The sequence below is a fragment of the Undibacterium sp. MH2W genome (assembly GCF_049340215.1).
Classification (GTDB): Bacteria; Pseudomonadota; Gammaproteobacteria; order Burkholderiales; family Burkholderiaceae_D; genus Undibacterium.
On record NZ_JBMPPA010000001.1, the window covers coordinates 349,629 to 375,470 of the forward strand.

Below are 25,842 nucleotides of genomic sequence, written 5' to 3' on the forward strand. Positions count from 1 at the left end.
CGATTAGGACATCAACCGCGATTTGTTTTCACCCACAACACTGTCATCACGGTAACCGCATTTTGCATAGACGCGCTACACCGTCATCACTGTAACCGTAATTTGCGTACACGCTCTACACCGTCATCACCGTCACCGCATTTTGCAAACACCCACAACACCGTCATCACCCGCGTAGGCGGGTGATCCAGTGCGCGTGAGCGCTTTGCGGTTGGGTGATGTGCGACAGGTCAGCGTTGAAGGTGCTCCCGCACCACTGGACTCCCACCTGCGTGGGAGTGACGAATCATGGGGGCGTACGCCGTTTCACCATCGCCAATGTGGTTTTTCGCTCCTACTTTTTGCACCGTCATCACCGTAACCGTAATTTGCGTACACGCTCTACACCGCCATCACCGTAACCGCATTTTGCATACACCCCCAACACCGTCATCACCCGCGCAGGCGGGTGATCCAGTGCGCGTGAGCGCTTTGTTACTCCTAGTCGCGTTTTAGTCTCGCCCACCACGAAGCTGACCGGTTTGAGCGTAGCCAAATGGATGATCCATGGCGTTTTAAGGCCCCACCGACCCCATTGAAAGAAATCCGCTACACTTACTCCGCTTTGTGATGACCACGTACGTTGAATCTGTTTTTTCAGAGCATTCGCCAATGTCAATACCAACCAAAGAGGAATGAAATGCACGCTAGACGATTTACCCAATTAACGGCTGCATGTTTGATTGCTGGTGTGTTTGCCCCAGCAATGGCAGAGGACACAACCGTTTCTCCTGATAAAATTATTGCTGAATTTGAAAGTATCTTCGGTGTCAATCCTGGCCATCGTCGTAACCACACAGCAGGAATGTGTGCGCAAGGCGAGTTTGTCGGTGCGAAAGAAGTCAGTGCGATTTCTTCGTCGCCGATGTTTTCAGGAAAGAAAATTCCAATTGTCGCACGATTTTCGTTGGCGGGAGGCAATATCAATGCGCCGGACACCTCCAAAAGCCCACGCGGCATGGCATTAGAGTTTACGTTATCGAAAAACAGCCTTCAGCACATGACGATGCTCAATGTGCCGATGTTTGGGGCAGCAACACCGCAGAGTTTTTACGATGGGATTTTGGCTGGTAAGCCTGACCCCGCTACCGGAAAGCCTGACCCTGAAAAAATCAAAGCCTATCGTGCATCGCATCCGGATAGTCTTGCATTGATGGAATTTATGGGAAGCCATAACCCACCAGTGAGTTACGCTAACAGCGATTTTTACAGCATTCATACCTTCAAAATGCTGGATAAGAAAAACAAAGTCACGTTGGTGCGCTGGCGTTTTGAGCCGGAAGAGGGGGTCGTGAGACTCACTGATGATGAAATCAAATCAGGTCCATCCCATTTTCTGGAAAAGGATTTCTTAGCCAAAGTGAGTGCGAAACCTATTCGCTGGAAGATGGTACTGACCATTGGCGAACCAGGTGACGTGCAAGATAATCCGACCATCTTGTGGCCTGCCGGGCGCAAGGAAATTCAAGCAGGTGTATTGACGTTGACTTCTGCCACACCAGAGGCAGGTGCTGCGTGTGCAAAAATTAATTTTGATCCGTTAGTGATGGGTGCCGGTATTGCGCCGACGAATGATCCTGTCTTGCTGTATCGTTCACCCGCCTACGCATTGTCCTATGTGAAGCGGATTAGTAATCAGTAATCCTTTAGTCTTCATCTGTAACAAGTAATGACATGCTTCCTGCCCACATCCGTTTGGGCAGAAAGCACGTTATTCTGGCTGTTGACGCTCAAGATTGCTTTGGACGATATGCAGTAACTCCACCAGCGTATCACACTGATCTTCCGACAACCCCTCCACCGCTTTTTCTATGACCTCCGCGCCTTGCTTCTGGAGTTCTTCATGGACCGCTTTTCCTGTTTGACTCAATTGCAGACGGATATGGCGTCTATCCGTCGCGTCCTCGCGGGCTTCTAAATACCCATGTTCACGCAATCCGCGAATCAGCCGAGTTAATTGGGCCTTATCCCGACCAGAGTGAAGGACGAGGTCACTGAGCGTACTACCAGGGTGATGGGAGAAAAAGTGCAATACCCGGCTTTCCATGTGCGTAATGTCTTGTTCACCGGCACGAAACGCGACAGACCGTTGTGAGCGGTACAAATGCATCACCGTGTGAATGGCTTCAAAAACCATATCCGCTGTAGGTGATTGGTTGACTTTATCAACTTGTTTTTTCATAATGGTAGATATTATCAACTAATTGAAAGAGTGACGATGAAAACAACTTCCCGCGAAGTACAGCGCGTTCGGCATGAGCTCAAAATGCGTGATGTGACGGTCACTGAGATTCGTCAGTTGGGTAACAATATGCTTGGCATCACATTTCAGGGGCCATCGCTCGCTGATTTTGTTTCGCTCTCGTTCGATGACCACGTCAAGTTCATCTTTAAGGATGATACCGGAGAAGTCGTCCGGCGTGACTATACGCCGGTCCATTACGACAAGCAACGCTGCACGCTGACGCTGGAATTTGCCCTCCATGCCCATGGTGCTGCAACAGACTGGGCACGTCGAGCACAGGTGGGTACGACGGCGATTATTGGTGGCCCGAAGGGATCGATGATCGTCCCGACCAACTATGACTGGCATTTGTTGGTGGGCGATTTGTCGTCATTACCAGCAATCACCAGACGCTTGCAAGAACTACCAGCCTCAACAAAAGCCATCGCTGTTGTCCAGATCAACGATGTGAGTGATATCCGCGACATACCCAGCGCCGCGAATATTGATCTCCAATGGGTGACGACAAGCGAAGATGTTTTTGCGTACATCAGAGACCTCGATTTACCCGCTGGCGATGGCTACACCTGGGCGGCGGGTGAGGGCAATACCATGAAGCAACTGCGGACCATATTGATCAATGAGAAAGACCTACCCTCATCACAGTTGCGCATTGCTGCCTATTGGAAGCAAGGGACGTCGGATTTTCATGAACGGCTTGAGTGATGTTTTTGGTGGTTGTTCACCAAACGGACTACTTTCGTGCGTTGATGTCAAACGTGGTTGCGTAACGTACGGCATCTTCACCGTCCCAGATACGTCCGTCAATCAATTGGACAGGCGTTAATGTTGGCGATGTAATGGTGAGCCCCAACTCTTGTACCGCTTCGTGATAGAGCGTGGTCTGACATACCTGACGGGCGATGGATTCCCATGCAGGACTAGAGGCGACCAATCCCCATCGGTGGAACTGGCTCAGAAACCACAAGCCATCAGTCGGATTCGGATAATTAGTTGATGTATCGGTATAAAAATTGATTGGTAAGCTTGCGTGTGTTTTGCCTTGTGGGATCGACCAATGAGATTCATCAGACAAAGCAGGACTGACCAGCCGCGAATAAATCAAGGCTTGGGGTAAGTGCAGGTATTCTGCTTGCGCTAACCAAGCGCTTAATTGCTGTTTGTTTTCGTGGTCCGCGATCCATTGACAGGCATCGAGCATGGTGCGGATCAATGCCTTTGCCGTATGCGGATAGAGTGCAGCAAATTCGCGACGGCAGGCGAGTGCCTTTTCTGGATGGTGTGGCCAGATCTCGCTACTACGAATGATCGTGTGTCCGGTTTGTTGGTCTTCGACAACCGCGTGCCATGGCTCTCCTGCGCAAAAACCATCTAATTCGCCATGTGCGAGCGCCTCTGGCATTTGCGGCGGTGGAATCACAACGCTATCGATATCGTTGAGCGGATGGACATGGTTTGCTGCCAGCCAATAGTTGAGCCACATGGCATGTGTGCCAGTTGGAAATGTTTGTGCAAAGACGGGTTTTCGACCTAAACGGTGTAGTGCTGTCGCGAGCGATTGTCCTTGTTTTAACTGTGCTGCAAGGGAATTGGACACCGTAATCGCTTGTCCGTTGCGATTGAGGGTCATCAAAATCGCCATGTCCGCTTGTGGGCCACCTAAGCCAATTTCGACGCCATAAACGAGCCCATACAATGTCTGTGCTGCATCGAGTTCGCCCGATAGTAATTTATCGCGAATTGCTGCCCAAGAGGGCTGCTTGCAGAGTTCTAATGTTAGACCATGCCGTTGATCGAATCCCATTTGATGCGCAACGATGAATGGCGCGCTATCGATGAGTGCGACATAGCCAATACGCACATGTTGCCGTTCTGGTGTAGGCAGGATAGAGGTGGCGGAGGGGGCATTTGCGAGTGTAGGGAGTGGCATCATCGGGAATTCTTTCAGTTCAGCAAATCTGCCATGGCGATGATTTGGCGTGCAATTTCTGAAATTTTCAGGCCTTGCTTCATGGATTGATTACGCAGGGTTTCGTAGGCTTCAGCTTCGCTCATCTTGCGCTTATCCATCAGGATGCCCTTGGCACGGTCAATAACTTTGCGATCAGCAAGTTCGTTTTCGACGGTTGCTAACCGTTGTCGTAATTTTGATTCAGCGGCAAAGCGTGCAAGAGCCACGGTAAGTATTGGTGCTACTCTCTCTGGTGCTAGCCCGTCGACTACATATGTCGTGACGCCCGCACCAACTGCGGCACTAATGAGATGCTGATCTGCATCATGGCTGAACATCACCACGGGCCGCGGGGCAGACGAATGCATGAGAGCGAGTTGCTCCAGGGTATCCCGCGAGGGCGATTCCGTATCGACGATCACGATATCCGGCTTCTGTTGTTTCACTGCCTCGGATAAGGCGCGCGAAGTGGCAACCAACGGCAGCACTTCATAGCCGTTTTCCCTCAGCGTCTGACATAGTTCGCCGAGAGGTTTATCGGTATCGTTGATGAGAAGAACACGGAGCATGAGTTCTGCAATAACCTTTCACAAATAACCGGTGTAATGATCAGGAGACATTCATTTTTGCCACCATCTGTGCAATTTGGGGTACACACGATCCGCATACACTACCACATCCTAACGTCACTTTCAGTTGCGTCAAAGTCGCGCCTTGACGAATGGCATTGTCTATTCGGGATGCTTTGACCTGCATACATTGGCAGATGGTGCGATCAACCACCTGTCCCGCACTTTGCTTTGAAAAAATCGTCAGACGTGATCCTTGCCATGGTTGTTGCTCCCGAAGTTGGTGCATCGCTGCCGGTGCACTTTGTACATCTCCGGAGAAAGCAAAACCTGCCAGACGGCCGTCGCTCCAATGCGCTCGCTTTGCAATGTGTCGTTGTTCATCGCGGTATTCCAGTGTATCCGGTCCCACTTCTAAGCCTAACATCGCATAGACGTTTTCTAACCAACCTGCTGGCGGTGCGTGGTGCGCTGCATGCACAATAAGCATATCGTTCTCCATACTGATCGCGGCATAAGCAAACGATCTCAACAACGGTTGCACGCGGGCTTGCATCGCTAACACATCGCCACGCCGCGCAGCCACCATGCGCCATGGTAGATCAATCGCTTCTACTCGGACGGCGGCGTGCTTTAATTCAGGCTGAAAAGATCGTGGGTCGACTTTACCTGTCATCACCTCATTAATCCCACCGCTGTTGAGATATTGACCGTTCCAATGCATCGCAGCAAAAACAGTGCCAGATTTGACATCTTCAGTAAGTTGTAACGGAAGAACGATGTTTGTTTTTTTGTTGCTGACAGTAACTAACTGTTCTGCCTTCAAACCTCGACGTTCAGCATCCGCCGGATGCATCATCAATGCTGGCAGTGGCTCGTGCGCGAAAGCCTGGGGTGCTCGTCCGCTGCGGCTCATGCCATGCCATTGATCACGCAACCTACCAGTCATTAAATGAAATGGGTAGCGCGCGTTGGTTGCTTCTGCCACTGGAAGATAACGTAGGGCATGAAACTGTGCACGACCATTCGCGGTATAAAACTGTCCATCGGTGTAGCGACGTGCGAGTCCTGTTTGTTGTCCTTCCTTGAAGGGCCATTGCTGCGGACCTATTTTTTCTAGTACCGTATAGCTGAGACCACCAATATCCAGATCACGCCCCACTGTCAGATCACGGTGCTCATTAAAAATTGATTCTGGTGTCGTAAATGGAAAGAGATCCTTGTATTCAGGATGAAGCATGGTCTGCAGGCGACGGGCAATGTTATTGGCAATCCACCAGTCTGGCTTCGCGTCACCTGGTGCAGGAATCGCCTGACGAACACACGAAATTCTGCGTTCGGAATTGGTGACAGTGCCGACCTTTTCTGCCCAACTACTCGCTGGCAGAATCACATCCGCAAAAGGAATAGTGTCCGTTTGCATGAAGGCTTCCTGGACAACGACAAATTCAGCGCACCGCAATGCCTGACGTATTTTTTCTGTTTCTGGCATGGAGTGGACGGGATTGGTGCAGACAATCCAGATCGCTTTAATTTTGCCCTCAGAAAGTGCATCAAACATCGCAACGGCGGGTAATCCTGGTGATGCTGGCACCGACGTAATACCCCACTTTTCTGCGATCTCGGTGCGATGATCCGCGTTGCTGATGTCTCTATGTGCAGCCAGCATCGTTGCCATACCGCCGACCTCGCGTCCCCCCATTGCGTTGGGCTGTCCCGTCAGGGAAAACGGTCCAGTTCCGGGACGCCCTATGTGTCCTGTTGCTAGATGAAGATTAATCAAGCCCAGATTTTTGTCTGTTCCGTGGCTCGATTGATTGAGTCCCATACAGTACAGTGATAACGAAGCAGGTGATGTGGCGAACCACTCTGCGGCTTGGATCAATGCGTGTTCGGAGATGCCACAGAGCTCTGCAGCAATCCGCGGCGTATAGTCACGCACAAGTGTTTTCAGTGCTTCAAAACCGTCAGTGTGCTCTTTAATAAAATCAGTATCGAGCCAGCCTTCCCAAATCAGGTGGTGCAGCATCCCATTCAATAGGGCCACATCCGTGCCTGGTTCGATCGCGAGATGGAGGTCTGCCATGGCGGCGGTGTCGGTTCGACGTGGATCAATCACAATCCATTTGATGGCAGGGTTCTTTTCTTTTGCCGCTTCTAACCGACGAAATAATACAGGATGGGCATACGCCATATTGCTGCCGGCGAACAAGACTGTGCTTGCTTGTTCTAGGTCGTCATAACAACCGGGCGGTGCGTCCGCGCCAAATGCCATTTTGTATGCCGTCACAGCACTCGACATACAAAGGCGTGAATTGGTATCGATGTTATTGGTGCCGATTAAGCCTTTCGCTAATTTATTAAAGACGTAATAATCCTCCGTCAATAATTGTCCCGATACATAAAATGCAACGGCATCAGGACCGTGAATGCGGATGATGTCAGCAAAGCGTTGTGCCACAGCTTCTAGTGCTGATTCCCAATCGACCTGACGCCGTGGTGAGTCGCGATCAATCCGCAGTTCGGGATATAAGGCACGACCTGTTTCACTGCTAACTGTCTGTGGTAGTGACAATCCCTTGCTGCATAATCGTCCTTTATTTGCGGGGTGATCTGGATCACCCGTCACGCTAAGGACACGATTTCCTTCTGATTCAATCAACACGCCACAACCGACTCCACAGTAGCAACAGGTGGATTTCGTGATTGTGCGTGTCGACGGCAGGGTAGGTAGGGTCATCAGATTCTCTCAACTACTCAAGGGCGAGGAAAACGTGGCCCGATTCTATTTTCACGGGAAAGTGTCGGGCACAGCCGACATCAGGCGCTTTGGCTTCACCGTTGGTTAGATCAATATTCCAGCTATGGAGGGGACAAGTAACGACTTCTCCATGGACGATTCCTTGAGACAGTGGCCCCGCCTTGTGTGGGCAACGATCGAGCAAGGCAAAGACCTTGTCACCATGCGTTCTGAACACAGCAATGTTGCCATTCGCACGTTCAATGACGCGGGAGCCCAGTTCTGGAATATCGTCGACATGACAAATGTGTACCCAATCGCCTTTGATGATGATTTTCATGGTGTTCCACCTTAAGCGATGACTTTAATCGGGATGAATTCATGGCGCTGGGCTCCTTTGATCCGGGCTGCCCAAGGGTCAGGTAAGCCATCTAAGGAATACAGCAGACGCTCATGGTAGGCTTTACGCTGCGCATGATCAGTGACGATTTTTGCTTTGATATAGTCAAGGCCGACGCGTGCAATGTAGTGCACTGTGCGGTCAAGGTAGTACGCTTCTTCACGATACAACTGTAGGAAAGCGCCTGCGTATTCTTTCACTTCTTCAGCCGTTTTGACTTTGACTAAAAATTGCGCTACCTCGGTCTTGATGCCGCCATTGCCGCCGACATACAACTCCCAACCACTATCAACAGCAATGACGCCCACGTCTTTGATCCCCGCCTCAGCGCAATTACGCGGGCAGCCTGATACTGCCAGTTTGACTTTGTGTGGCGACCACATGTTTGCGAGCATGGTTTCTAAATCAATGCCCATCTGCGTACTGTTTTGTGTACCGAAGCGGCAAAATTCACTCCCGACACACGTTTTGACGGTACGAATTGATTTGCCATATGCATGACCAGAATTCATGCCCAAATCGGACCAGACGTTGATGAGATCATCTTTTTTGACACCCAAGAGATCAATCCGTTGTCCCCCTGTTACCTTCACCATAGGGATCTGGTATTTGTCTGCGACGTCTGCAATACGGCGTAATTCCGATGCATTGGTTACGCCACCTTTCATTTGTGGAATCACTGAGAAGGTGCCATCTTTCTGAATATTGGCATGAGCACGTTCGTTAATGAAGCGACTTTGTGGGTCGTCCGTGGCCTCATGAGGCCATGTTGATAACAGGTAATAATTAATCGCAGGACGGCAAGTCGCACAACCATTTGGCGTACGCCATTCAAGAAAGCGGTAGGTGCTTTGGTGGGTGAGTAACTTGTGCTCGCGAATGGCTTTACGTACTTCGCCATGGTTGCGGTCGGTGCAGCCACATATTGCTTTGGTTTTGGGTGTTTCCTGAAAACTACTACCGACGGTATTCAATAAAATTTGTTCAACGAGCCCAGTGCATGAGCCGCAGGAGCTTGCTGCTTTCGTTTGTTTCTTGACGTCATCGACAGTAAACAATCCTTTTTCTTTAATAGCTTTGACAATCGTGCCTTTGCAAACACCGTTACAGCCGCACACTTCATCACTATCTTGCATTTGATTCGCACGGCTTTGTCCTTGTACACCAACGTCACCGATGTTGGATTCGCCAAACATGATATGGTCCCGCAGCTCGCCAAGTTTGCGCCCTTCCTTGAGTAGTTTGAAATACCATCCACCGTCGGCCGTATCGCCATACAAGCATGCGCCAATGAGCTGATCATCTTTGATTACCAGCTTTTTATAGATACCGCCGGCAGGATCTGAAAGCACAATCTCCTCGCTGCCTTCCGTACCCATGAACTCACCAGCAGAAAACAAATCAATACCTGTCACTTTCAGTTTTGTCGACAGCACAGAACCCAGATAGCGCCCAATTCCCATTTGAGCGAGATGGTTCGCACAGACTTTCGCCTGTTCAAACAAAGGGGCTACTAAGCCATACGCGACACCACGGTGGCTAACACATTCGCCAACGGCATAGACGCGTGGATCGTAGGTTTGCAACGCATCACTGACAACAATACCGCGCTGGCAATAAATACCCGCTGCTTCCGCCAATGCGGTATTAGGTCGAATTCCAACAGCCATGACGACCAGATCTGCTTTTACGGTTTTGCCACTTTTAAACCGAACCCCACTCACGTGTCCTTGGTCATTGCCGATGATTTCTTCTGTGGCTTCTTCCATCAGAAATGCCAAGCCACGCTCTTGCAGTGACTGTTGCAACAGCATTCCTGCCGTCTTGTCTAACTGTCGCTCTAATAACCATGCGGCTAAGTGAACTACGGTCACATGCATTCCGCGTAATCGAAGACCATTCGCAGCTTCCAATCCAAGCAAGCCGCCACCGATCACTACCGCGTGTTTTTTTACACGTGCTGTTTCGATCATGGTTTCGGTGTCATGAATATCGCGGTAGCTAATGACACCATCAAGCTGATTGCCGGGCACGGGAAGAATAAACGGTGTCGAACCGGTTGCTAACAATAAGCGATCATAGGGTGTGCAATGACCATCGGCCGTGATCACTTGGCGCTTTACGCGGTCGATTTTGGTTACTTCACAGCCCATCCGCAGATCAATGCCTTGCTCAGCGTACCATGACACGGGATTGAGCACGATATCGTTAAAATTCTGCTCGCCTGCTAACACCGGTGATAGCAAGATACGGTTGTAGTTTGGATGGGGTTCATTTCCAAACACGGTGATTTCATACATATCCGGTGCGATAGCAAGCAATTCTTCTACCGTTCTGATGCCAGCCATGCCATTGCCGACCACGACTAATTTTAATTTTTTCATCATTGGCCTCTTTGATCAAACGCGCACCATGCCAGCAGACCAACTTGTACGCCAACGGGCTTTGACGCCGCTAAGACTGATCCACCCTAAGGCAGCGAGGAATGAGAACAACCACAAGCCAACAGCATAGTCCCCTGTTGCTTGCTTAATCGCTCCGAGACTGGCTGCTAGGATAAAACCACCAATGCCACCTGCCATACCAATCAAGCCGGTCATTACAGCAATTTCTTTACTAAACCGCTGCGGAACGAGTTGAAATACCGCGCCATTCCCCGCACCCAAACACAACATCGCCATGATAAAGAGTGTCAATGCGCCAAGTGAGCCACCGATATGAAAGCCAGCCGTTGCGATCAGGATTGACGTACTCGCGAAGACTGCAAGCAATGATTTAGTTCCACCGATGCGATCAGCTAAAACCCCACCCAGCGGACGCATGATTGAACCCGCAAATACACATGCGGCGGTCGCTAATCCTGCTGTTTTTGGATCGAAGCCAAATTGATCATGGAAATAGCCTGGTAGTGCACTGGCAAATCCAGAAAAACCGCCGAAAGTCAGGGAGTAGAAGAACATGAACCACCATGCATCGGAATCCTTTAGCATCCGCAGATAGTCACTCACATTTTTCTTTACAAAAGTCCCTGGCGCATCTTTTGCCAGTCGAGCATAGGTCATGAGCAATAAGACAAGCGGAATACAAGCAACGCCAAACACGTTTTGCCAACCTAATGCTGTTGCGAGCAGTGGCGCGAACAAAGCTGCGAGTACGGTGCCGGAGTTCCCCGCACCCGCGATACCCATTGCAGTCCCTTGGTGCTGAGGTGGGTACCAGCGGGATGCCAGTGGCAGCGCTACCGCGAACGATGCCCCTGCAACGCCTAAAAATAATCCAAGCAGCATGATGCCCGCAAAGCTTTGAATGCCAAACTGCCAAGCACAGAGCAAGGCGGCAATGACAACGACTTGCCCGATCAATCCTGCACGCTTCGTGCCCACGCGGTCCGCCAGAAAACCCATGAAGACCCGCAAAATGGCACCCGCCAAAATCGGTGTCGCGACCATGAATCCCCGCGCTTGTGTGGTTAAACCCAACGAGGTCGCAATCTGCACTTGCATCGGTCCAAGCAGATACCAGACCATAAAACTGAGGTCAAAATAAAGAAAAGAACAAAATAATGTCGGCGTGTGGCCGGAGCGCCAAAAACTACGATCCATGTGAATCTCCCAGCTAAAGCAACGTATCACGGAAAAAGACACGCTGCGCGAACCAATAAAAAATGGCGTCCGCTCGTAGGTTTCTACGAGGGGACGCCATTGTCCTTGTCGCACGTTGTCGCCGTTGACATCGCACCTTGCATTCTCGTTCAGCACGTCGTTGTGCTTACATCTGTTGCGTTGCAATATGCATGCCAGCCCCCCAAAAAGATTGATCAGAGGGACGCGCATCGATGCAGAAGTTCGACGCGCTAGAATCGTGCACTGCAGAAGTGCGAAATGGAGAGAGGTGCACTTGAATGGAACAAGTGCGTTATGAATAAACTACCGCCCTCAGCGGGGGATACGATCCGTCATGCGTGCTGATGGTGTACCGCGAATGATTGCATGTCAGAAAGGTAATATAATTAAACTCATGCGATCAAACGGCCGTTTGCACCGATATGTTAAGCAAATAATCGACCAAACACGCAACCAACATCGATGCGCCCAATAGCGGAAAGACCACTCCTAGCGCGACACTGATGCCCACAACACCCAGCGCAAGGTGGGCATCGCGAGGACGGGGCGGGGCGGCCAGTTGACCTTGCGGACGGCGCGACCACCACATCACCACACCACTGACGCACAGGAGCATGGTTGCAAGACAGCCTAACAGCATGATCAGTAGGTTCATCCCTCCAAACTCGCCACCTTGATGCACACTGACTCCCCATTCCACTGCATAACCGAGCGCGCCAAATTGCGCTGGTGTGACATCGACGAGCACTTTTCCGGCATATTGATCAATATGGATCACCCGCTGTGCAGCCAGTTTCGGCGATGAGTGGATTGCGCTGTAGACTCCCTCTTTGCCTCGAGGCAGCATTAAACGGTAGCCTTTTGGCATTCCTAATGAGTGAATGATCTTAACAACATCATCAATCGGCTTGGTCGCTGGTTGGCTGTGATTGATTTCTATTGAATCGTGATGCAACGCGTCATCCTGATGCATGCGGTGTTCATCATGCTCGTTGCTGAGGGCGGACGCTGGTACGGGTTGTTGCTGGAGGTTCCACGGTAGGTCTCCCAGTGCTTCAGCTGGCAGTGTAGAGTGAGGGACACTCCGCCACATGCTATTAGGCACGCCCCATCCTTGGTCGCTGAGAAGCTGATTGACATGTTTACCCCAGAATACGGACCACGGCATGCCCGTCAGCGCCAAAAATAGAATCACGATCGCTGCAAAAGCACCAGCGACAGCATGCACATCGCGCCACCAGACACGGCCAACCGCCTCTTTGCGAATGGATACGACACCTTTCGTGCGACCACGCGGCCACCAAAGGTAAGCGCCTGTTAGCACGAGCACGATGATCCAACCTGCAACGATTTCGATGAGGCCTAGCCCACCGACACCCAACATCGCGAGCGAATGCACTCTTTTGACCATGGTCATGAGGCGATCTGACGCATCCATAGCCCCCACCACTGTACCCGAGACAGGATCGACAAACACTTGCAACACCGTCCCCTCTTTGGTCGCCACATCGACCTGAACATTGTGAAACGTATCTTCTGGAAAGGTGATGGATTTCACCGCGCCGGGATAGCGTTCGCTAGCCCGGTCGATCAAGGTACGTGCAGATAGTGTCGGTGTGTCTGCGACCATCGATTGGCTGTCGGTTGTGGATCGAATTAGTTTGTCCGCATAAATGATGTCATCGAGTTGGCGATGAAATAGATAAATGGATCCCGTTGCGGCGAGGGAGAAAATAAAAGGCAAGCAAAGTAGGCTTGCAAAAAAATGCCAACGCCATACGCGGCGATACAAAGTAGAACTGCTTCCTGCAGTTGAACTATTATTTTTAAAAGACATGAATTCTCACTTGTGAACTTGAACGCTAATTTCAACGCTTATTTCAACGCTTATTTCAACGATTATTTCAGCGTTCATCTCAGCGTTCATCTCAATAGGTATTGGGTCAAATTTTTACCGTTTAGCGATTGGCCGTGCATCCCTATATCCTTATGTGACGTCACCGTTCATAGGGGGACATGCTCTCTGCAATGTGTGAATAGACGCATCCGCGCTGCCTCCTGAGAGAGCAACATCGCCAAAACAGTCGTAAAAACGAAACAGAAAGTATTAGATCAGTGGCGGTGCGCGCGATTGCACACCACGCCAAGCTTGCAACGGTTGTGGTGAGAGGTAGAAGAGGGGTGGTAATGTTTGATGTTGACGAATAGCGCTGACCAAGGTGATATCAGCCACCGACAGAAAAGGCAGATCGGCTTGCATCACACAATAACCACAATCAAGCTGATGTCCTTGTGGATGTTCTTCTGATCCACCACGTTGTATTACTCTTATCGACACCTTGAGTGCTTGTGTTGGCACACGACAAATCGTCGTCGTGAAGTCGGCTCGCAGTGCAAGCAATCTTGATACCGACGGCGCAAAGAACGCCATCAACATGGCAAAGATAGCGATGTTGATGATCAGTGCGTTGAGTTGTCGACGGAGGTGCATATGCTACGAGATCGATTACGTACAGAAAATTGTACAGATAGTGTTGTGCAGATGAGATCGTCGATTTTACATGACTTGATATCAGCAGTAGAAAAAAGCGATGATATTTTTTGATCCCAATATGTCGTAAATTAACTATACATATACGAACTAATTCGTTGCTTAGTTACGTCCTTGGTTTTTACACTTGCATTGCGCATGACATTAGTCGTGGCAAAAAAAGGTCATCGGAAGATGGTCGTTGCAATGAGGCATACCTGCCATTCTTATCCTGTGATCTCCGTATTCTCTTCATCCTTGTCGGCCCGGAGGAGGGGTCTTCTTCGGTGAATGTATTTCAGAGCTGGAATTTCTGAGTGATGCAATTCGATATTGGCATCGCTCACAATTTTCTATCCATCGTTGTCGTATTCAATTACTTTTATTTGCAGATATCATGACAAATTCGATACATATAGACGCTCCCGCAGTAGAAGGAGCGCGCAGCACATCAACACAACCAATTGGTTGGCGTGAAATTTTTTTAAAAGAGGATTGGTGGGCTATTTGGGTTGGCATAGGGCTAGTGCTCGTTGCGTATGCGCTCTTTGCCTCCGGTAGTAGCCTTAAATGGATTGCCGTAACCCCGGCAAAATGGTCAACACTTGCTGAGCTCACGTCGCACTTTACCGCTAATTGGTTACGTTATGTGGCGCAGTATGTTTTATGGATCTCAGTTTTTTCAGTCGCATTAAAAACACTAGGGAGTAAGTTGTCGGAATTTATCCCCGCATTTTCTTTATTGTACGTATTCTCACTGGTGATCTTTACCTTAGGTCAATGGGCGCAAGCAAGTAAATATAATCTAGAGCCACCACTGGTTGCTTTAGTGCTTGGGATGCTTATTTCAAATACGGTCGCGCTGCCTGATTGGCTTAAGAGTGGCTTTCGCGTCGAATTTTACGTCAAAATCGGTATCATTTTATTGGGCGCGACCTTACCGTTTACCTTGCTCGTTTGGGCTGGTCCGATTGCCATTTTCCAGGCATCGATCGTTTCTATCGCGACTTTCTTAGTGATCTTTTTTGTTGCTATTCGCCTTGGCTTGGATCGTCGTCAGGCGGCGACCTTGGCCGCTGGCGGTGCGGTATGCGGCGTATCTGCATCCATTGCGATCGCGGGTGCTGTTGGTGCAAAGAAAGAGCATGCCTCTGTCTCAATTACGATCGTCATCTTGTGGGCAATCGCGATGATTTTTGCACTTCCTTTAATTTCGCGCTATTTGCAACTACCAACGGGGGTGGCCGGTGCATGGATCGGCACATCGGAATTTGCTGATGCAGCCGGTATTGCGGCCGCTCAGACCTATGGTGGTTATGCAGGTCAGGTGCAGGGCATCGAGGGGACCGCTGATCAGGCGGTGTGGGCATTTACCTTGATGAAAGTGGTTGGACGTGATGCATGGATTGGTATCTGGGCCTTTATCTTAGCGATTGTTGCCACCACCCGATGGGAAAAAACAGAAGTAGGTAGGAAGCCGAATGCAGCTGAAATATGGTGGCGGTTTCCGAAATTTGTGATTGGTTTTGTGATTGCCTCGTTGGTGATTACCTGGGTAGCCAGTGGTTATAGCATGGCGGACTACGGTAAAGTCGTTGGTCCTGGCCTCTCTGATCCGATCAAAGGCTTACGCGTCTGGGCATTTATTTTCTGCTTCTTAAGTATTGGCTTGACCACACGTTTCAAAGAATTAGCACATGCGGGTAAAAAGCCATTCTTCGCGTTTAGTGCTGGGGTCGTCGTCAATGTGGTGCTTGGCTTTGTGTTGTCTGTTTATGTATTCGCGCAGCATTGGACGAATTTAACGCACTGATAGATCATCATGAAACCTCAGCAGACAGCCTCTGTTTGTCGTCATTGCAAGCATTTCTGTAATGACCCACGATTTCTGGAAAAAGCCGTACCGGGACTATCGAGTATGAGCTCAGCGTATGCCTCCATTCGGAGTGAGGATGGCATTTGCTCCATTCATGATCGTTATCTATCTGCGCATGCAACGTGCGTGGATTTTGAGAGTAGTGCTGTCACACGCAGTTAAAATTGAAAAGAGTGAAAAAAGTGAAAAGAAAGGCGCCGATTGATCGGCACCTTTCTTTTGTTGCTACCACATATGTTGATACTACATATGAATGCGATTCGCATCATCAACAATCATGCGACCCATTTTTATCATAGCGAATGATGTTAATGGATCGCATTTTATCAAAGGCGTGTGTTTAGAATACGAGCGAGACGCCAGTATAGATATAACGTCCTGCCGCACCATTTGGTGCAATGAAAGAGTAAGGGTTGATGCCGCTGGCACTATTCCCCGTGACATACTTTTGTGGATAGTGATTGAAAATATTTTGAACAGAAAAATCAACATGCAGGCTATTCGTCACTTTATAGGTGATCGATGTATTGACATAACCCTCTGGTGAAAATTCTTGGTCAACGTTACCATTTGGCGAGGCGACGCCAGCGACATTGCCCGCATCATACCAGTATGTTCCATAGTGAATGAATTCACCATTAACAATCCACGGTCCCGTTTTATAGCGTGCGGTTAGCACGAATTTATTTCGAGGCGTTCCGCGCTCCGCGTCGCGGATTTGATAGTCGCTGATCGCCATGTATTGATTATTGCCGATCTTGACGTATTTGTTGACATTCGAAACCGTTGTCTTATTCACGTTGATTGCGGCACTGAGATCGAGGCCTGCATGCTCAAGCGTAATATGTTTGTTCGCGACAATATCCAGACCATTACTTGTCGAGTCCCACGCATTGAGTGCATAACTTACCGTTGAATATTGCGACCCCAGTCCACTCGTTGCAATTGCATTGGTAACATCAACACCACTGAGACTTTGTGAAGTTGTGATGACGCCATCAATCGCTAACCGATAGGCATCAATCGTGACGGACGCCGTATCACTCAGTCTCAGCACTGTGCCAAACGATAGGGTTTTCGATTTTTCTGGATTGAGAGGCTTGCCGCCGAACGCCGCTTCACGAGGATCGCTTGATCGCATTGCTAAAATATAGCCGGAAGAGCCTCCACTCCCATTATTTGACCAGTTGGATGGAGAGCTTGTTGTTTGTTGCCCTAACAGTGCTAGCGATGGCGCGTGAAATCCACTGCTGACAGTACCTCGGAAAGAGACTGTTGGATTGAGTTCAAAGCGTCCAGTCACCTTATAGTTCGATGTGGATCCAAAATCTGAGTAGTCTTCGTATCGACCAGTCACGCCCAGTTGTAGCTGATGACTCACATGAAAATCACCGCCAAGATACGCGCCGTTCACGTGTCGATCGACAGCATAGTCATCTTGCGGACGGATACCCACTAAATCAGCAGTTGTACTTAAATTCTTCAGGCTATCTGCAGTAGCTTGTGCATTGGCGGATGGGTTCGCGTAAGGGTATAGCGATGGATAATTTTTATATAAAGTTGATAAATGTGTGCCAGCAAGTGGACCCGGCGTATATGACTGGGAATCGCCATTGTCACCGGTATGCCAATTTTCAAGCCGATGCAGAACCCCCGCATTAATCACTGCTGGTTCAGTCAAGAAGGGTAACGAGATATCTTTCACATAATCCGCCGTGAAACTCGTTGAGTGATCAACCCAAGAACCAAGATAGTAGCTTGTTGCACTCGCTGCGCCCCAACTAGGATTATCGGTTTGGTGGACCCAACGTTTTGTGGTGTTGTTTCCATAGGCGACAGAAAAATCCCACTTTCCATTTTTTTGTTCATCACCGAATTTGATGCCACTGACGGCAGCCAAATCCGTTGTTCCGTAGACGGCTTGAGGTTGATTCCCATTGGGATACAACCACGGGTTAAAACTCGTATTGTAGTTGTAGGGATCAGTCACAGCATCTGGTGATCCTTTGATCGGTGCCGTCACTGGTAAGACGACGCGATCAAAGTTGACAAAATTAGAGGTCGTTTGATCCGCATAGTTGATGTAGCCATATGCGCGTGCATCAGCGCCAACTGCGACTTCACTATTGATTAAAAATTTCCAATCCTTTCGTTCGGCTTGCCCCCACTGCCCCCCAAATTCGCCTCCTGCAGTTGCATTGCGAGGATCACCATTTGGATAAAGCTGACGCCAATCAGGGATCGTACGACTTACTTGCGCACTTTTTAGTAGGTCGATACTTGCGTTTAAAAAACCATCTTTTCCAATCGCGATTCCTTTTGAGGCGGAAAGGGATTTGGTTGCACCACCACCATCCGAGTAGCCTCCACCGTGCATATTGAGTTCACCTCCATTGGCGTCAGACTTCAAAATAATATTGATCACGCCAGCGATGGCATCGGAACCGTATTGTGCAGCAGCACCATCACGCAGTATTTCGACGTGGTCGATCGCAGTAATCGGAATGACGTTGATGTCGACGACCTGTGCGGTCGTCCAGGGATCCGTTCCAGCAAGCATGGAAGAGACGTTCCGACGCTTTCCATTGACTAGCACCAGTGTATAGTCAGGACCAACACCGCGAAGGGATGCTGAACGAACGCCCATGCCTTTTACTGCATTTTGTCCCTGAGGAAAATTAAATGAAGGATCGAGGATGGACAGTGCCTGATTGAGCGTTGTTGCGCCTGTTTCTGCTAGTTGCCGATCGCTAATGACTTCAATCGGTGAAGTGCTGGTAAGGACCGTGGTGTCTTTCCGGTTTGTCCCGAGCATGATAACGGAATTAATCACGATATCGTCGCTATTGATTCCCGGTTGCGGCGTATAAGTCTCGGTATGACCATCAGGCGAAGCCAACATCGTCAGCGTGGCAATAACGGAGGCGACACATAGGTTTATTTTTCGTGGACGACTGATCGTGAGAGGTAAATCAAAAGGGGCTTGATAGCGAAAATTTTTCTGATCGTAAATAAGTGTAGACATAGTTTCTTTATTGATTTTCCTGAGATTGCTCATCAGGTTTTTGGTTATAAACATTGGTTGAATCAAACTCAATTCTGCAATCTCTATGCCATTGGAAAAATCATTCCTGTACGAGGATTGAAACGATGATCTACGAGGGAAGTCAGGAATGACCTACGTGAATAAGGTTTATTTTCTGATGAAAAATCAACTCTTCGATAATCAGTCTGTTGATTTTCCAGCAGAACTTCTGCTGGGTTCGCAGCAGAAGCTTGAGTGCGTGATGTTGAAAAATATCTGTCTCTAAATCACCAGTGGTACTGCTTCAAAATCAACATGGCAATCGCAATATTGCTGATTATTTAGCAGACGAAAAATTTCATTTCTGGAATTTATTTCCCATTATTTCATCGGGAGATATAAAAAAACATGAATTAAATCAGTGATTTACAGTGAAATTTGTCATGACCTTTTTCAAAATGCTTTAGATCATTCTCGACCCCGCTGTTGGTGGCATGCCAATTGCGAAACTATGAGTATCGCTAACAAGTAGCTCATTTAAACTCGCGGAGATCTATGTTGACATCGCTCGAAAAAAAAATCCAACGAACGCGTCGCTTGACGACTTCAAGCCAATTCCAACTTCGTGCAATGGCTTTTTGCGTGACATCGATTGTGGCTTCAGGTGCATTGGGACAACAGGCTGAACCAGATCAACACCGATCATTTTATGAATCAAGCATGAAGGCGCTACAGCTCGCTGCCAACGACTTACCAAATGGTCCTAACGCAGAAGCATCAGCGTTACCAACGGCTGCCGCTGCAAATACCGATACGGGCAATTTAGCAAGCGTGACAGTGACAGCGCGAAAGCGAGAAGAATTTATTCAGTCGGTCCCCGTTCCAGTGACTGTCTTAGGTGGAAAAGATCTTGCACGTGATGGTGCTGTCACGTTGGGTGATTTTGCCGAGAAAGCGCCCAACCTTGCAGTGAGTGCCACGAACTCGCGCCAGACCAGTGTTGCTTTGCGCGGTCTGGGAAAAAATAGCGCCAACGAAGCCATTCAAAGTAGTGTTGGTTTAATCGTTGATGGTGTGGTGTTAACGCAAGCGGGGATGTCTTGGTCTGATTATGTTGATCTCGATCAGGTTGAGGTATTGCGTGGTCCACAAGGCACCTTGCAAGGAAAAAACACGACCTTAGGCGCGATTGTGATCACCACAAAGTTGCCTAGCTTTAAGCCTGAATACACGTTTCAAGGATCGTATGGATCTAGGAGTACATTCGACCTCAAGGGATCTGCGACAGGACCGATTGCTGAGGATGTGTTGGCTTACCGTGCGTCATTTTATGATACGCAAGGTGATGGTCCGATCAAGAATATTTATACCCCACTCGGCGGAACATGGGAGGGACGCAATCGCTGGGGCAGCCGCATCCAGTTTTTGCTCACGCCACATCCGGATTTCAGCGCACGGCTCATTCTCAATTATGACGCCAGCAATGAAAAGGGGAATTTATCTCCGTATATTTCGGATCCAACAACATTCGCCAATGGTACGCCAAGAACCATCACCTACACGAGTCGCTTAGCTCGGAGTTATTTTGGTGGATACACACCCTTAATCGGTGCCATCTCAAGTGACTATGTCGATCTGAATTCCGCGAAATCTTTACCCGTTCACCAAAGTGGTATCTCATTAGAACTCAATCAGCATTTTTCTTCTTTTGATCTGACATCGATCACGGCTTATAAGCATAATGACTTTGATTTTCAGAATGACTTTGACTATACCCATTTCAATATTAGCCAATTATCAGGAACCGTCGGTAATACGCATCAGTTGACGCAAGAATTCCGCTTGGCGTCTCCGATCGGAAAAGCAGTTGATTACCAATTGGGGATATTTGCCCATACAGCCGATTCCTACACGCTTAGCCGCACATTATATGGACAGGATGCGGGTGCCTTTTATGCGAGCAATGCACAGTATGCGGCACTGACGGCTGCCCAATTACAAGCTTCACTGAATGGCGTCTATAACACGACAGAAATTGATCCCTCATCAAAAAGCATCGCTGGATTTGGTCAGGCAAACTGGCATATCAACGATAAGGCAACATTGACCGTTGGCCTTCGTGATACCCGCGAAACCGTTGGTGCCAGTTTCAATAAGATCAGTACGGGTGGCGTTGCTGTCACTGGTGGTGCATTAGCGATACGGCAAGCGCAGCAGGGTGTGACGTATGGTTATGTCAATCCAGCCGATGTGACGGATACGTCGGCATCTTGGCTCCTCAATCCAAGCTATCAATTAACGCCGGATGTGTTGATCTATGGCTCTGCCAGCCATGGCACAAAATCAGGGGCCGTACAGTTGGATAGCAATGGAAAAAGCGCTAACGTCAGCCCAGAAAATTCCAAGGATATCGAGGTCGGCTTCAAAAGCAGTTGGCTGGATCGGAGCTTATTCATTAACGTGAATGCGTTCCAAACCACTATTACCGATTATCAGTCAACGGCCACCGTTGTCAGCAGCACGAGCTCCACTGGATACACCAGCTTATTGACGAATGTCGGTGGCGTAAAAATACGCGGGGTAGAGATTGATGGAGCGTGGAATCCCAATCATACACTCCGCGTCAATCTTGGTGCGGCGTATAACCAGGCCAACTACTCCAGCTACACAAATGCGACTTGCCCGGTCGAGTTAAACGTCTCCACACCATGCGACTTCACTGGAAAACAAGTTGCCAATGCTCCGCGCATTACAGCCAATCTTGGTGTTGACTACAAACATGCATTAGCAAATGGATCGACCGCTCATGTGTTCTTAAGCGATGTCTTCCGTTCGCGTGCAAACCTATCAACGACCCTATCAGCATACACATGGCAGGGAGCATACAACGTTGTGAATGGTGGGTTTGGGATTATTTTGGCGGACGGTAAGAGCGAGCTCGATATCGTGGCGAGAAATCTTTTCGATAAGCGCTATGCGATTAATCTCGGACAGTATTCCAATGCGGCAGGCGTGTCGGAGTTTTATGGCGATCCACGCTATGTCGGCATCTCATTTAAAACACGTTTTTAAGGACCAATACATCACTCATCAACGGATTGAACGATGACGAGATCGCCTACTACACAGCGACTACACGGGGACTACACAGGGACTACGTAGGCGATGTCACGAGATGGTTGTCAGAACGGTTCGTCACGCGGCGATCCTCCTTCAACCATCGCTAATAACCAAGCACTGGTATTTTTTTCATGTCATGACTTATAGGGAAATAAAAATGAAATTCCATAACGCATTAAAACTCGCTTCGCTTGCAATCGCCTTATCGGCGCCACTGAGTTATGCCGCAGATACGACAGCTCCTGTAGCAACAAGCAAAGCACCTGCATCGAAGGCGCATATTCTGAATCGTTCCGAAATCGACACCTTATTAGCGGCACCTGACAAAGTCGTCTTTATCGATGTGCGTCGTCCAGACGAAGTGACTTCTATCGGTGGCTTTCCGGTGTATCTGAGTATTCAGTCCAAAGATCTGGAAAAAAATCTCGCGTTTATTCCCCGTGATCGAACGATTGTCGTCGTTTCTAACCACGCCGGTCGGGCGGGAAAAGCAGCAGATCTTCTAACCGATAAAGGATTCAATGTCGCTGGCGCTGCCGGTGTGGAAGGGTATGAAGCTGAGGGAGGTGTCATTCAAAAGATCATCCCACCTCTTCCTAAACAAGCGAGCGCCGTGACCAATCCGTAATCGTGGTTGACGGCGTCGATCAATGACATTTTGTATGTATTTTATTCACCATTTTTAAGGACCAAGCCATGAATTTATTTCGTCATTTGAAGTTAGCTATTACGTTGCCAGTTTTTTTATTAGCATCCATTTCTGCCTACGCACACCATGCATTCTCAGCAGAGTTCGACGGTGAAAAGCCCGTCGAGGTCACAGGAGTTGTCACCAAGCTGGAATTGATTAATCCGCACAGCTGGTTGTACTTGGACGTGAAAGACGCAGAAGGAAAAGTCACGCATTGGGGTTTTGAATTTGGCGCACCATTTAGCTTGAAAGAGAAGGGCGTCACTAAAGCAACGTTGGCGCCAGGCACCAAAGTGACAATTAATGGCTTTCGCGCCAAAAGCGGAAAAGACTTTGGCTACGCCGTCTCGACAACCTTGCCCGACGGCCGTGTAGTCAAAACCGGTGGCGCGCAAGATGCACCGACTGCTGTTGGTAGCTGATTAGCCTTTGTCTATTGCATATCTATAAGGAGAACTTTCTTGAATTCAACATTGAATAGGCATTGGTCACCACTTTACTTGGTGGTGGCAATGTTAATGACTTTATCGCAGCCGGCTTTGGCCTCTGAAAAAATTCCTCGGTTAGCGAATGGTAAGCCGGATTTTTCAGGTATCTGGCAAACGACGAGCGCCGCAAATGATGATCTTGAACCGCATTCAAATCGTAAAGATGCGCCACCAAGTGCAGGTATCGTCGAAGGAGGGACGATTCCTTATTTTCCTGAAGCGCTGGAACAAAAAAAGAGAAATTTCGAGAACAGAGAAACACTTGATCCGGCGAGAAAAGGGTGGACGTTAGGCGTCCCTCGTGCCGTGTATTATCCCGCGCCATTTCAGATCTTTCAACGTCAAGCTGATCTCAACCTCGTACCGCAGTTCGGGCATTCAGTCCGAACGATTCATACGAACGGTAGCGGTCATCCGACCGATCCCAATGATTGGTGGCTAGGTGATTCGCGTGGACATTGGGAAGGTGACACGCTGGTGGTAGATGTCGCGGATTTTAATGATAAAACCTGGCTCGATAGTGCCGGCAATTTTCATAGCGACGCATTGCATATTGTCGAACGCTGGAGGTTTTTAGATAAAAACACGATCGATTATCAAGCAACAATTGAAGACAAAAATGTATTTAGTCGTCCCTGGAACATTGAAGTGATTTTGTATCGTCATCGTGAGAAAAACTTCCAATTAATTGAAGACTATCGTTTCACACTCGATTACGACCAATTTTATCCGCCGAAGCCAGAGACTAAATAGTCGTGCAACCTGCAGGAATGCAGCGTCACGAACCATCAGAGGGATTTATGAAAAACAGAAATAGACAACACTATACAAGTTTGACCGGCGGTATAGTTCTGGCAGTATCGTTGCTACCAGCCATTGGATTTGCCGCAGACGATACCAAAGCGAAACCGACACCTCCCGCAGGTGGCGGCATCGCGCAAGAAAAGACGGTACCTGTCATCGTATCGGGAAAGTGGACGGGAAAGCGTCTTCCTGATGGCCAGCCTGATATTTCAGGGGACTGGTCAAACACCATCGCCAACCATAATAATTTCACCGATCCACAAGGAAGAATTCCGGGTGAGCCAGATCGTCCGGGTGTGAAACGCAAAGAGTTAGGACCACGAGCAGAACGGGCACCAAGCCGTGTGAGTGATCCCGTCGATGGTCAATTGCCACTACAAGACTGGGCGCTGGCGAAAGTTAAAGAATTTCAGATTGGTTTTCATAATCCTGTGAAACAGGAACATGTTGAACCATTAGCGCGTTGTGCGCCAGCCGGTATTCCTAAGTCGTTCTATTGGCATGGATATGAAATTGCTCAGTATCCTCACTATGTCGTCTTTTTCTTTAATTCAGGAACAAGGATCATTCATCTTGACGGCAAGCCGCACTTACCTTCTTCGATTAAGTTATGGAACGGTGATTCACGTGGCCATTGGGAAGGAAATACATTAGTGGTCGACGTTACCAATCAAAATGGTAAAGCCTTGCTTGGTCGCTCCGGTGAATTCTTGAGTGAGAATGCGCGAATTGAAGAGCGCTATATTTTCTCTCCAGATGGACAACGCTACAACTACGTCGCCACCATCACGGATAAAGATGTCTACACACGTCCTTTTACCGTGACGATTCCCGCACGCAAATGGACAGCGAACGATAAGCCAAACGGATGGCATTTCGAAGTTGAGAAAGCGAATAGTCCTCAAGGCAATTACGAACACTACGAACGTATTTGTACTGAAAATAATGGTGGCTTTGGATTAGGTGCCGCATCGCCAACAAAGTAGGTCGCCTCAGTGTTGAAAATTCAACAGGGTCGGCAAGGATCTGCTGAAAAACAAACAGATAACTTGTCGCCCTTCACGCATTGTTTCTTATTTCACGCCATTTTCGATCGGTTATTGTGGGTTTTCCCATGGCACAGTTGTTGCGAATTCCTTTGATATCTGTCGTAAAACCTCTTCTTTAATTTTTATCTCTATCTCTGTGAAGGAAACAATCTATGACCTTATTAGAAATTGGTCAGTGGCTTAATGATACCGAGATCGGCGTCACTGTTCGTGAATCCGTTTATGCCTTTCCGATTATTGAGGGCGCTCATTTAATTGGGTTGGCGTTATCGTTGGGACTGATTTTGTTCGTTGATTTGCGTCTGACCGGCTACTTTTTACGTGAAGTTCCTGTGGCCAGTATTTTACATGCCTTGCGTCGATGGCTTTTGCTTGGCTTTGCGCTCACGCTCAGTACAGGTGTCGTTTTATTTTTAGCAGAAGCGACCAAGCTCATTTTTTTACCGGTTTTTTGGTTAAAAGTATCGCTAATTTTTTTCGCAGGAATCAACGCGTTATGGTTTGAATTGAAATGGGGGCGACGTGTTGGCAATTGGCACCAATTGACTGTATTGCCGACCGGTGTTCGTTTTGCTGGATGGGCGTCACTACTTTTATGGTTTGGTGTTTTAAGTTGTGGTCGCCTGATCCCGTATTTGGGCGCTGGTTTATAAACCGTGTTTGCTTTACTGACCTACTTTTCAGGTAATTTA

At 48.7% G+C, this 25,842-nt stretch carries 21 protein-coding genes; 10 read left to right on the forward strand and 11 right to left on the reverse strand.

The genetic code is table 11. The features are described 5' to 3' along the window. Positions 1-352: 352 nt before the first annotated feature. The gene (locus tag ACO0K2_RS01540; RefSeq protein ID WP_423015035.1) at positions 353-535 is read right to left on the reverse strand and encodes a hypothetical protein; all 183 of its coding nucleotides are present in this window, start codon (positions 533-535) and stop codon (positions 353-355) included. 144 nt (positions 536-679) lie between these two features. Here ACO0K2_RS01540 and ACO0K2_RS01545 point away from each other — a divergent pair, with 144 nt between their 5' ends. Then, on the forward strand, positions 680-1,681 hold the full coding sequence (locus ACO0K2_RS01545; RefSeq protein WP_423015037.1) for a catalase family peroxidase: 1,002 nt from the start codon (positions 680-682) through the stop codon (positions 1,679-1,681). 69 nt (positions 1,682-1,750) lie between these two features. Here ACO0K2_RS01545 and ACO0K2_RS01550 read toward each other — a convergent pair whose 3' ends face one another. Further along, positions 1,751-2,221: a MarR family winged helix-turn-helix transcriptional regulator gene (locus tag ACO0K2_RS01550; protein ID WP_423015039.1), complete on the reverse strand. Its 471-nt coding sequence runs from the start codon at positions 2,219-2,221 to the stop codon at positions 1,751-1,753. A gap of 36 nt (positions 2,222-2,257) precedes the next feature. Here ACO0K2_RS01550 and ACO0K2_RS01555 point away from each other — a divergent pair, with 36 nt between their 5' ends. Then, entirely contained in the window at positions 2,258-2,989 is a 732-nt protein-coding gene (locus ACO0K2_RS01555) for a siderophore-interacting protein (protein ID WP_423015041.1), read from the forward strand. Between the two features lie 28 nt (positions 2,990-3,017). Here ACO0K2_RS01555 and ACO0K2_RS01560 read toward each other — a convergent pair whose 3' ends face one another. The 8 genes from ACO0K2_RS01560 to ACO0K2_RS01595 all read right to left on the reverse strand — a co-directional run bounded on the left by ACO0K2_RS01560 (position 3,018) and on the right by ACO0K2_RS01595 (position 14,058). Next, on the reverse strand, positions 3,018-4,214 hold the full coding sequence (locus ACO0K2_RS01560; protein WP_423016127.1) for a CmpA/NrtA family ABC transporter substrate-binding protein: 1,197 nt from the start codon (positions 4,212-4,214) through the stop codon (positions 3,018-3,020). Positions 4,215-4,228: 14 nt separating this feature from the next. Beyond that, the gene (locus tag ACO0K2_RS01565; protein WP_423015043.1) at positions 4,229-4,804 is read right to left on the reverse strand and encodes an ANTAR domain-containing response regulator; all 576 of its coding nucleotides are present in this window, start codon (positions 4,802-4,804) and stop codon (positions 4,229-4,231) included. Positions 4,805-4,844: 40 nt separating this feature from the next. Continuing rightward, positions 4,845-7,544, reverse strand: coding sequence for a molybdopterin-dependent oxidoreductase (locus tag ACO0K2_RS01570; protein WP_423015045.1), 2,700 nt, complete (start codon positions 7,542-7,544; stop codon positions 4,845-4,847). A 13-nt stretch (positions 7,545-7,557) separates the two neighbouring features. Next, positions 7,558-7,884 carry a nitrite reductase small subunit NirD gene (gene nirD / locus ACO0K2_RS01575; RefSeq protein WP_423015047.1) on the reverse strand — a complete coding sequence of 109 codons (327 nt, stop codon included), beginning with the start codon at positions 7,882-7,884 and terminating at the stop codon, positions 7,558-7,560. An 11-nt stretch (positions 7,885-7,895) separates the two neighbouring features. Beyond that, positions 7,896-10,328, reverse strand: a complete 2,433-nt coding sequence (gene nirB, locus ACO0K2_RS01580; protein WP_423016129.1) for a nitrite reductase large subunit NirB — start codon at positions 10,326-10,328, stop codon at positions 7,896-7,898. Positions 10,329-10,343: 15 nt separating this feature from the next. Continuing rightward, entirely contained in the window at positions 10,344-11,546 is a 1,203-nt protein-coding gene (locus ACO0K2_RS01585) for a nitrate/nitrite transporter (RefSeq protein ID WP_423015049.1), read from the reverse strand. A 421-nt stretch (positions 11,547-11,967) separates the two neighbouring features. Next, positions 11,968-13,404, reverse strand: a complete 1,437-nt coding sequence (locus tag ACO0K2_RS01590) for a PepSY-associated TM helix domain-containing protein (RefSeq protein WP_423015051.1) — start codon at positions 13,402-13,404, stop codon at positions 11,968-11,970. 270 nt (positions 13,405-13,674) lie between these two features. Further along, positions 13,675-14,058 (reverse strand): DUF2946 domain-containing protein, encoded by a 384-nt coding sequence (locus tag ACO0K2_RS01595; protein ID WP_423015053.1) that lies wholly within the window; start codon positions 14,056-14,058, stop codon positions 13,675-13,677. A gap of 436 nt (positions 14,059-14,494) precedes the next feature. Here ACO0K2_RS01595 and ACO0K2_RS01600 point away from each other — a divergent pair, with 436 nt between their 5' ends. Both ACO0K2_RS01600 and ACO0K2_RS01605 read left to right on the forward strand, forming a co-directional pair. Then, positions 14,495-15,910 carry a YeiH family protein gene (locus tag ACO0K2_RS01600; protein ID WP_423015055.1) on the forward strand — a complete coding sequence of 472 codons (1,416 nt, stop codon included), beginning with the start codon at positions 14,495-14,497 and terminating at the stop codon, positions 15,908-15,910. A gap of 139 nt (positions 15,911-16,049) precedes the next feature. Beyond that, the gene (locus tag ACO0K2_RS01605; protein ID WP_423015057.1) at positions 16,050-16,178 is read left to right on the forward strand and encodes a hypothetical protein; all 129 of its coding nucleotides are present in this window, start codon (positions 16,050-16,052) and stop codon (positions 16,176-16,178) included. 135 nt (positions 16,179-16,313) lie between these two features. Here the strand turns inward: ACO0K2_RS01605 and ACO0K2_RS01610 are convergent, their stop codons facing one another. Continuing rightward, the gene (locus ACO0K2_RS01610; RefSeq protein ID WP_423015059.1) at positions 16,314-18,998 is read right to left on the reverse strand and encodes a TonB-dependent receptor plug domain-containing protein; all 2,685 of its coding nucleotides are present in this window, start codon (positions 18,996-18,998) and stop codon (positions 16,314-16,316) included. Between the two features lie 555 nt (positions 18,999-19,553). Between ACO0K2_RS01610 and ACO0K2_RS01615 the strand changes: the two genes are divergently transcribed. The 6 genes from ACO0K2_RS01615 (at position 19,554) to ACO0K2_RS01640 (ending at position 25,803) form a co-directional block, all read left to right on the forward strand. Further along, positions 19,554-22,070: a TonB-dependent receptor gene (locus ACO0K2_RS01615; RefSeq protein WP_423015061.1), complete on the forward strand. Its 2,517-nt coding sequence runs from the start codon at positions 19,554-19,556 to the stop codon at positions 22,068-22,070. Positions 22,071-22,275: 205 nt separating this feature from the next. Next, a complete protein-coding gene (locus ACO0K2_RS01620) occupies positions 22,276-22,746 on the forward strand; it encodes a rhodanese-like domain-containing protein (protein WP_423015063.1) in 471 nt (156 codons plus the stop codon). A 68-nt stretch (positions 22,747-22,814) separates the two neighbouring features. Beyond that, the gene (locus ACO0K2_RS01625) at positions 22,815-23,231 is read left to right on the forward strand and encodes a DUF6152 family protein (RefSeq protein WP_423015065.1); all 417 of its coding nucleotides are present in this window, start codon (positions 22,815-22,817) and stop codon (positions 23,229-23,231) included. Positions 23,232-23,270: 39 nt separating this feature from the next. Further along, a complete protein-coding gene (locus tag ACO0K2_RS01630; RefSeq protein WP_423015067.1) occupies positions 23,271-24,050 on the forward strand; it encodes a hypothetical protein in 780 nt (259 codons plus the stop codon). Positions 24,051-24,097: 47 nt separating this feature from the next. Beyond that, positions 24,098-25,087, forward strand: coding sequence for a hypothetical protein (locus ACO0K2_RS01635; RefSeq protein WP_423015069.1), 990 nt, complete (start codon positions 24,098-24,100; stop codon positions 25,085-25,087). Between the two features lie 215 nt (positions 25,088-25,302). Continuing rightward, positions 25,303-25,803 carry a DUF6644 family protein gene (locus tag ACO0K2_RS01640; protein WP_423015071.1) on the forward strand — a complete coding sequence of 167 codons (501 nt, stop codon included), beginning with the start codon at positions 25,303-25,305 and terminating at the stop codon, positions 25,801-25,803. Positions 25,804-25,842: the final 39 nt, after the last annotated feature.

What these genes read in the sequence shown, in the direction of transcription:
- ACO0K2_RS01545 (WP_423015037.1), top strand. Translation starts at nt 680, where the DNA reads ATGCACGCTAGACGATTTACCCAATTAACGGCTGCATGTTTGATTGCT.
- ACO0K2_RS01550 (WP_423015039.1), bottom strand. Translation starts at nt 2,221, where the DNA reads ATGAAAAAACAAGTTGATAAAGTCAACCAATCACCTACAGCGGATATG.
- ACO0K2_RS01555 (WP_423015041.1), top strand. Translation starts at nt 2,258, where the DNA reads ATGAAAACAACTTCCCGCGAAGTACAGCGCGTTCGGCATGAGCTCAAA.
- ACO0K2_RS01560 (WP_423016127.1), bottom strand. Translation starts at nt 4,214, where the DNA reads ATGCCACTCCCTACACTCGCAAATGCCCCCTCCGCCACCTCTATCCTG.
- ACO0K2_RS01565 (WP_423015043.1), bottom strand. Translation starts at nt 4,804, where the DNA reads ATGCTCCGTGTTCTTCTCATCAACGATACCGATAAACCTCTCGGCGAA.
- ACO0K2_RS01570 (WP_423015045.1), bottom strand. Translation starts at nt 7,544, where the DNA reads ATGACCCTACCTACCCTGCCGTCGACACGCACAATCACGAAATCCACC.
- nirD (WP_423015047.1), bottom strand. Translation starts at nt 7,884, where the DNA reads ATGAAAATCATCATCAAAGGCGATTGGGTACACATTTGTCATGTCGAC.
- nirB (WP_423016129.1), bottom strand. Translation starts at nt 10,328, where the DNA reads ATGAAAAAATTAAAATTAGTCGTGGTCGGCAATGGCATGGCTGGCATC.
- ACO0K2_RS01585 (WP_423015049.1), bottom strand. Translation starts at nt 11,546, where the DNA reads ATGGATCGTAGTTTTTGGCGCTCCGGCCACACGCCGACATTATTTTGT.
- ACO0K2_RS01590 (WP_423015051.1), bottom strand. Translation starts at nt 13,404, where the DNA reads ATGTCTTTTAAAAATAATAGTTCAACTGCAGGAAGCAGTTCTACTTTG.
- ACO0K2_RS01595 (WP_423015053.1), bottom strand. Translation starts at nt 14,058, where the DNA reads ATGCACCTCCGTCGACAACTCAACGCACTGATCATCAACATCGCTATC.
- ACO0K2_RS01600 (WP_423015055.1), top strand. Translation starts at nt 14,495, where the DNA reads ATGACAAATTCGATACATATAGACGCTCCCGCAGTAGAAGGAGCGCGC.
- ACO0K2_RS01605 (WP_423015057.1), top strand. Translation starts at nt 16,050, where the DNA reads ATGGCATTTGCTCCATTCATGATCGTTATCTATCTGCGCATGCAACGT.
- ACO0K2_RS01610 (WP_423015059.1), bottom strand. Translation starts at nt 18,998, where the DNA reads ATGTCTACACTTATTTACGATCAGAAAAATTTTCGCTATCAAGCCCCT.
- ACO0K2_RS01615 (WP_423015061.1), top strand. Translation starts at nt 19,554, where the DNA reads ATGTTGACATCGCTCGAAAAAAAAATCCAACGAACGCGTCGCTTGACG.
- ACO0K2_RS01620 (WP_423015063.1), top strand. Translation starts at nt 22,276, where the DNA reads ATGAAATTCCATAACGCATTAAAACTCGCTTCGCTTGCAATCGCCTTA.
- ACO0K2_RS01625 (WP_423015065.1), top strand. Translation starts at nt 22,815, where the DNA reads ATGAATTTATTTCGTCATTTGAAGTTAGCTATTACGTTGCCAGTTTTT.
- ACO0K2_RS01635 (WP_423015069.1), top strand. Translation starts at nt 24,098, where the DNA reads ATGAAAAACAGAAATAGACAACACTATACAAGTTTGACCGGCGGTATA.
- ACO0K2_RS01640 (WP_423015071.1), top strand. Translation starts at nt 25,303, where the DNA reads ATGACCTTATTAGAAATTGGTCAGTGGCTTAATGATACCGAGATCGGC.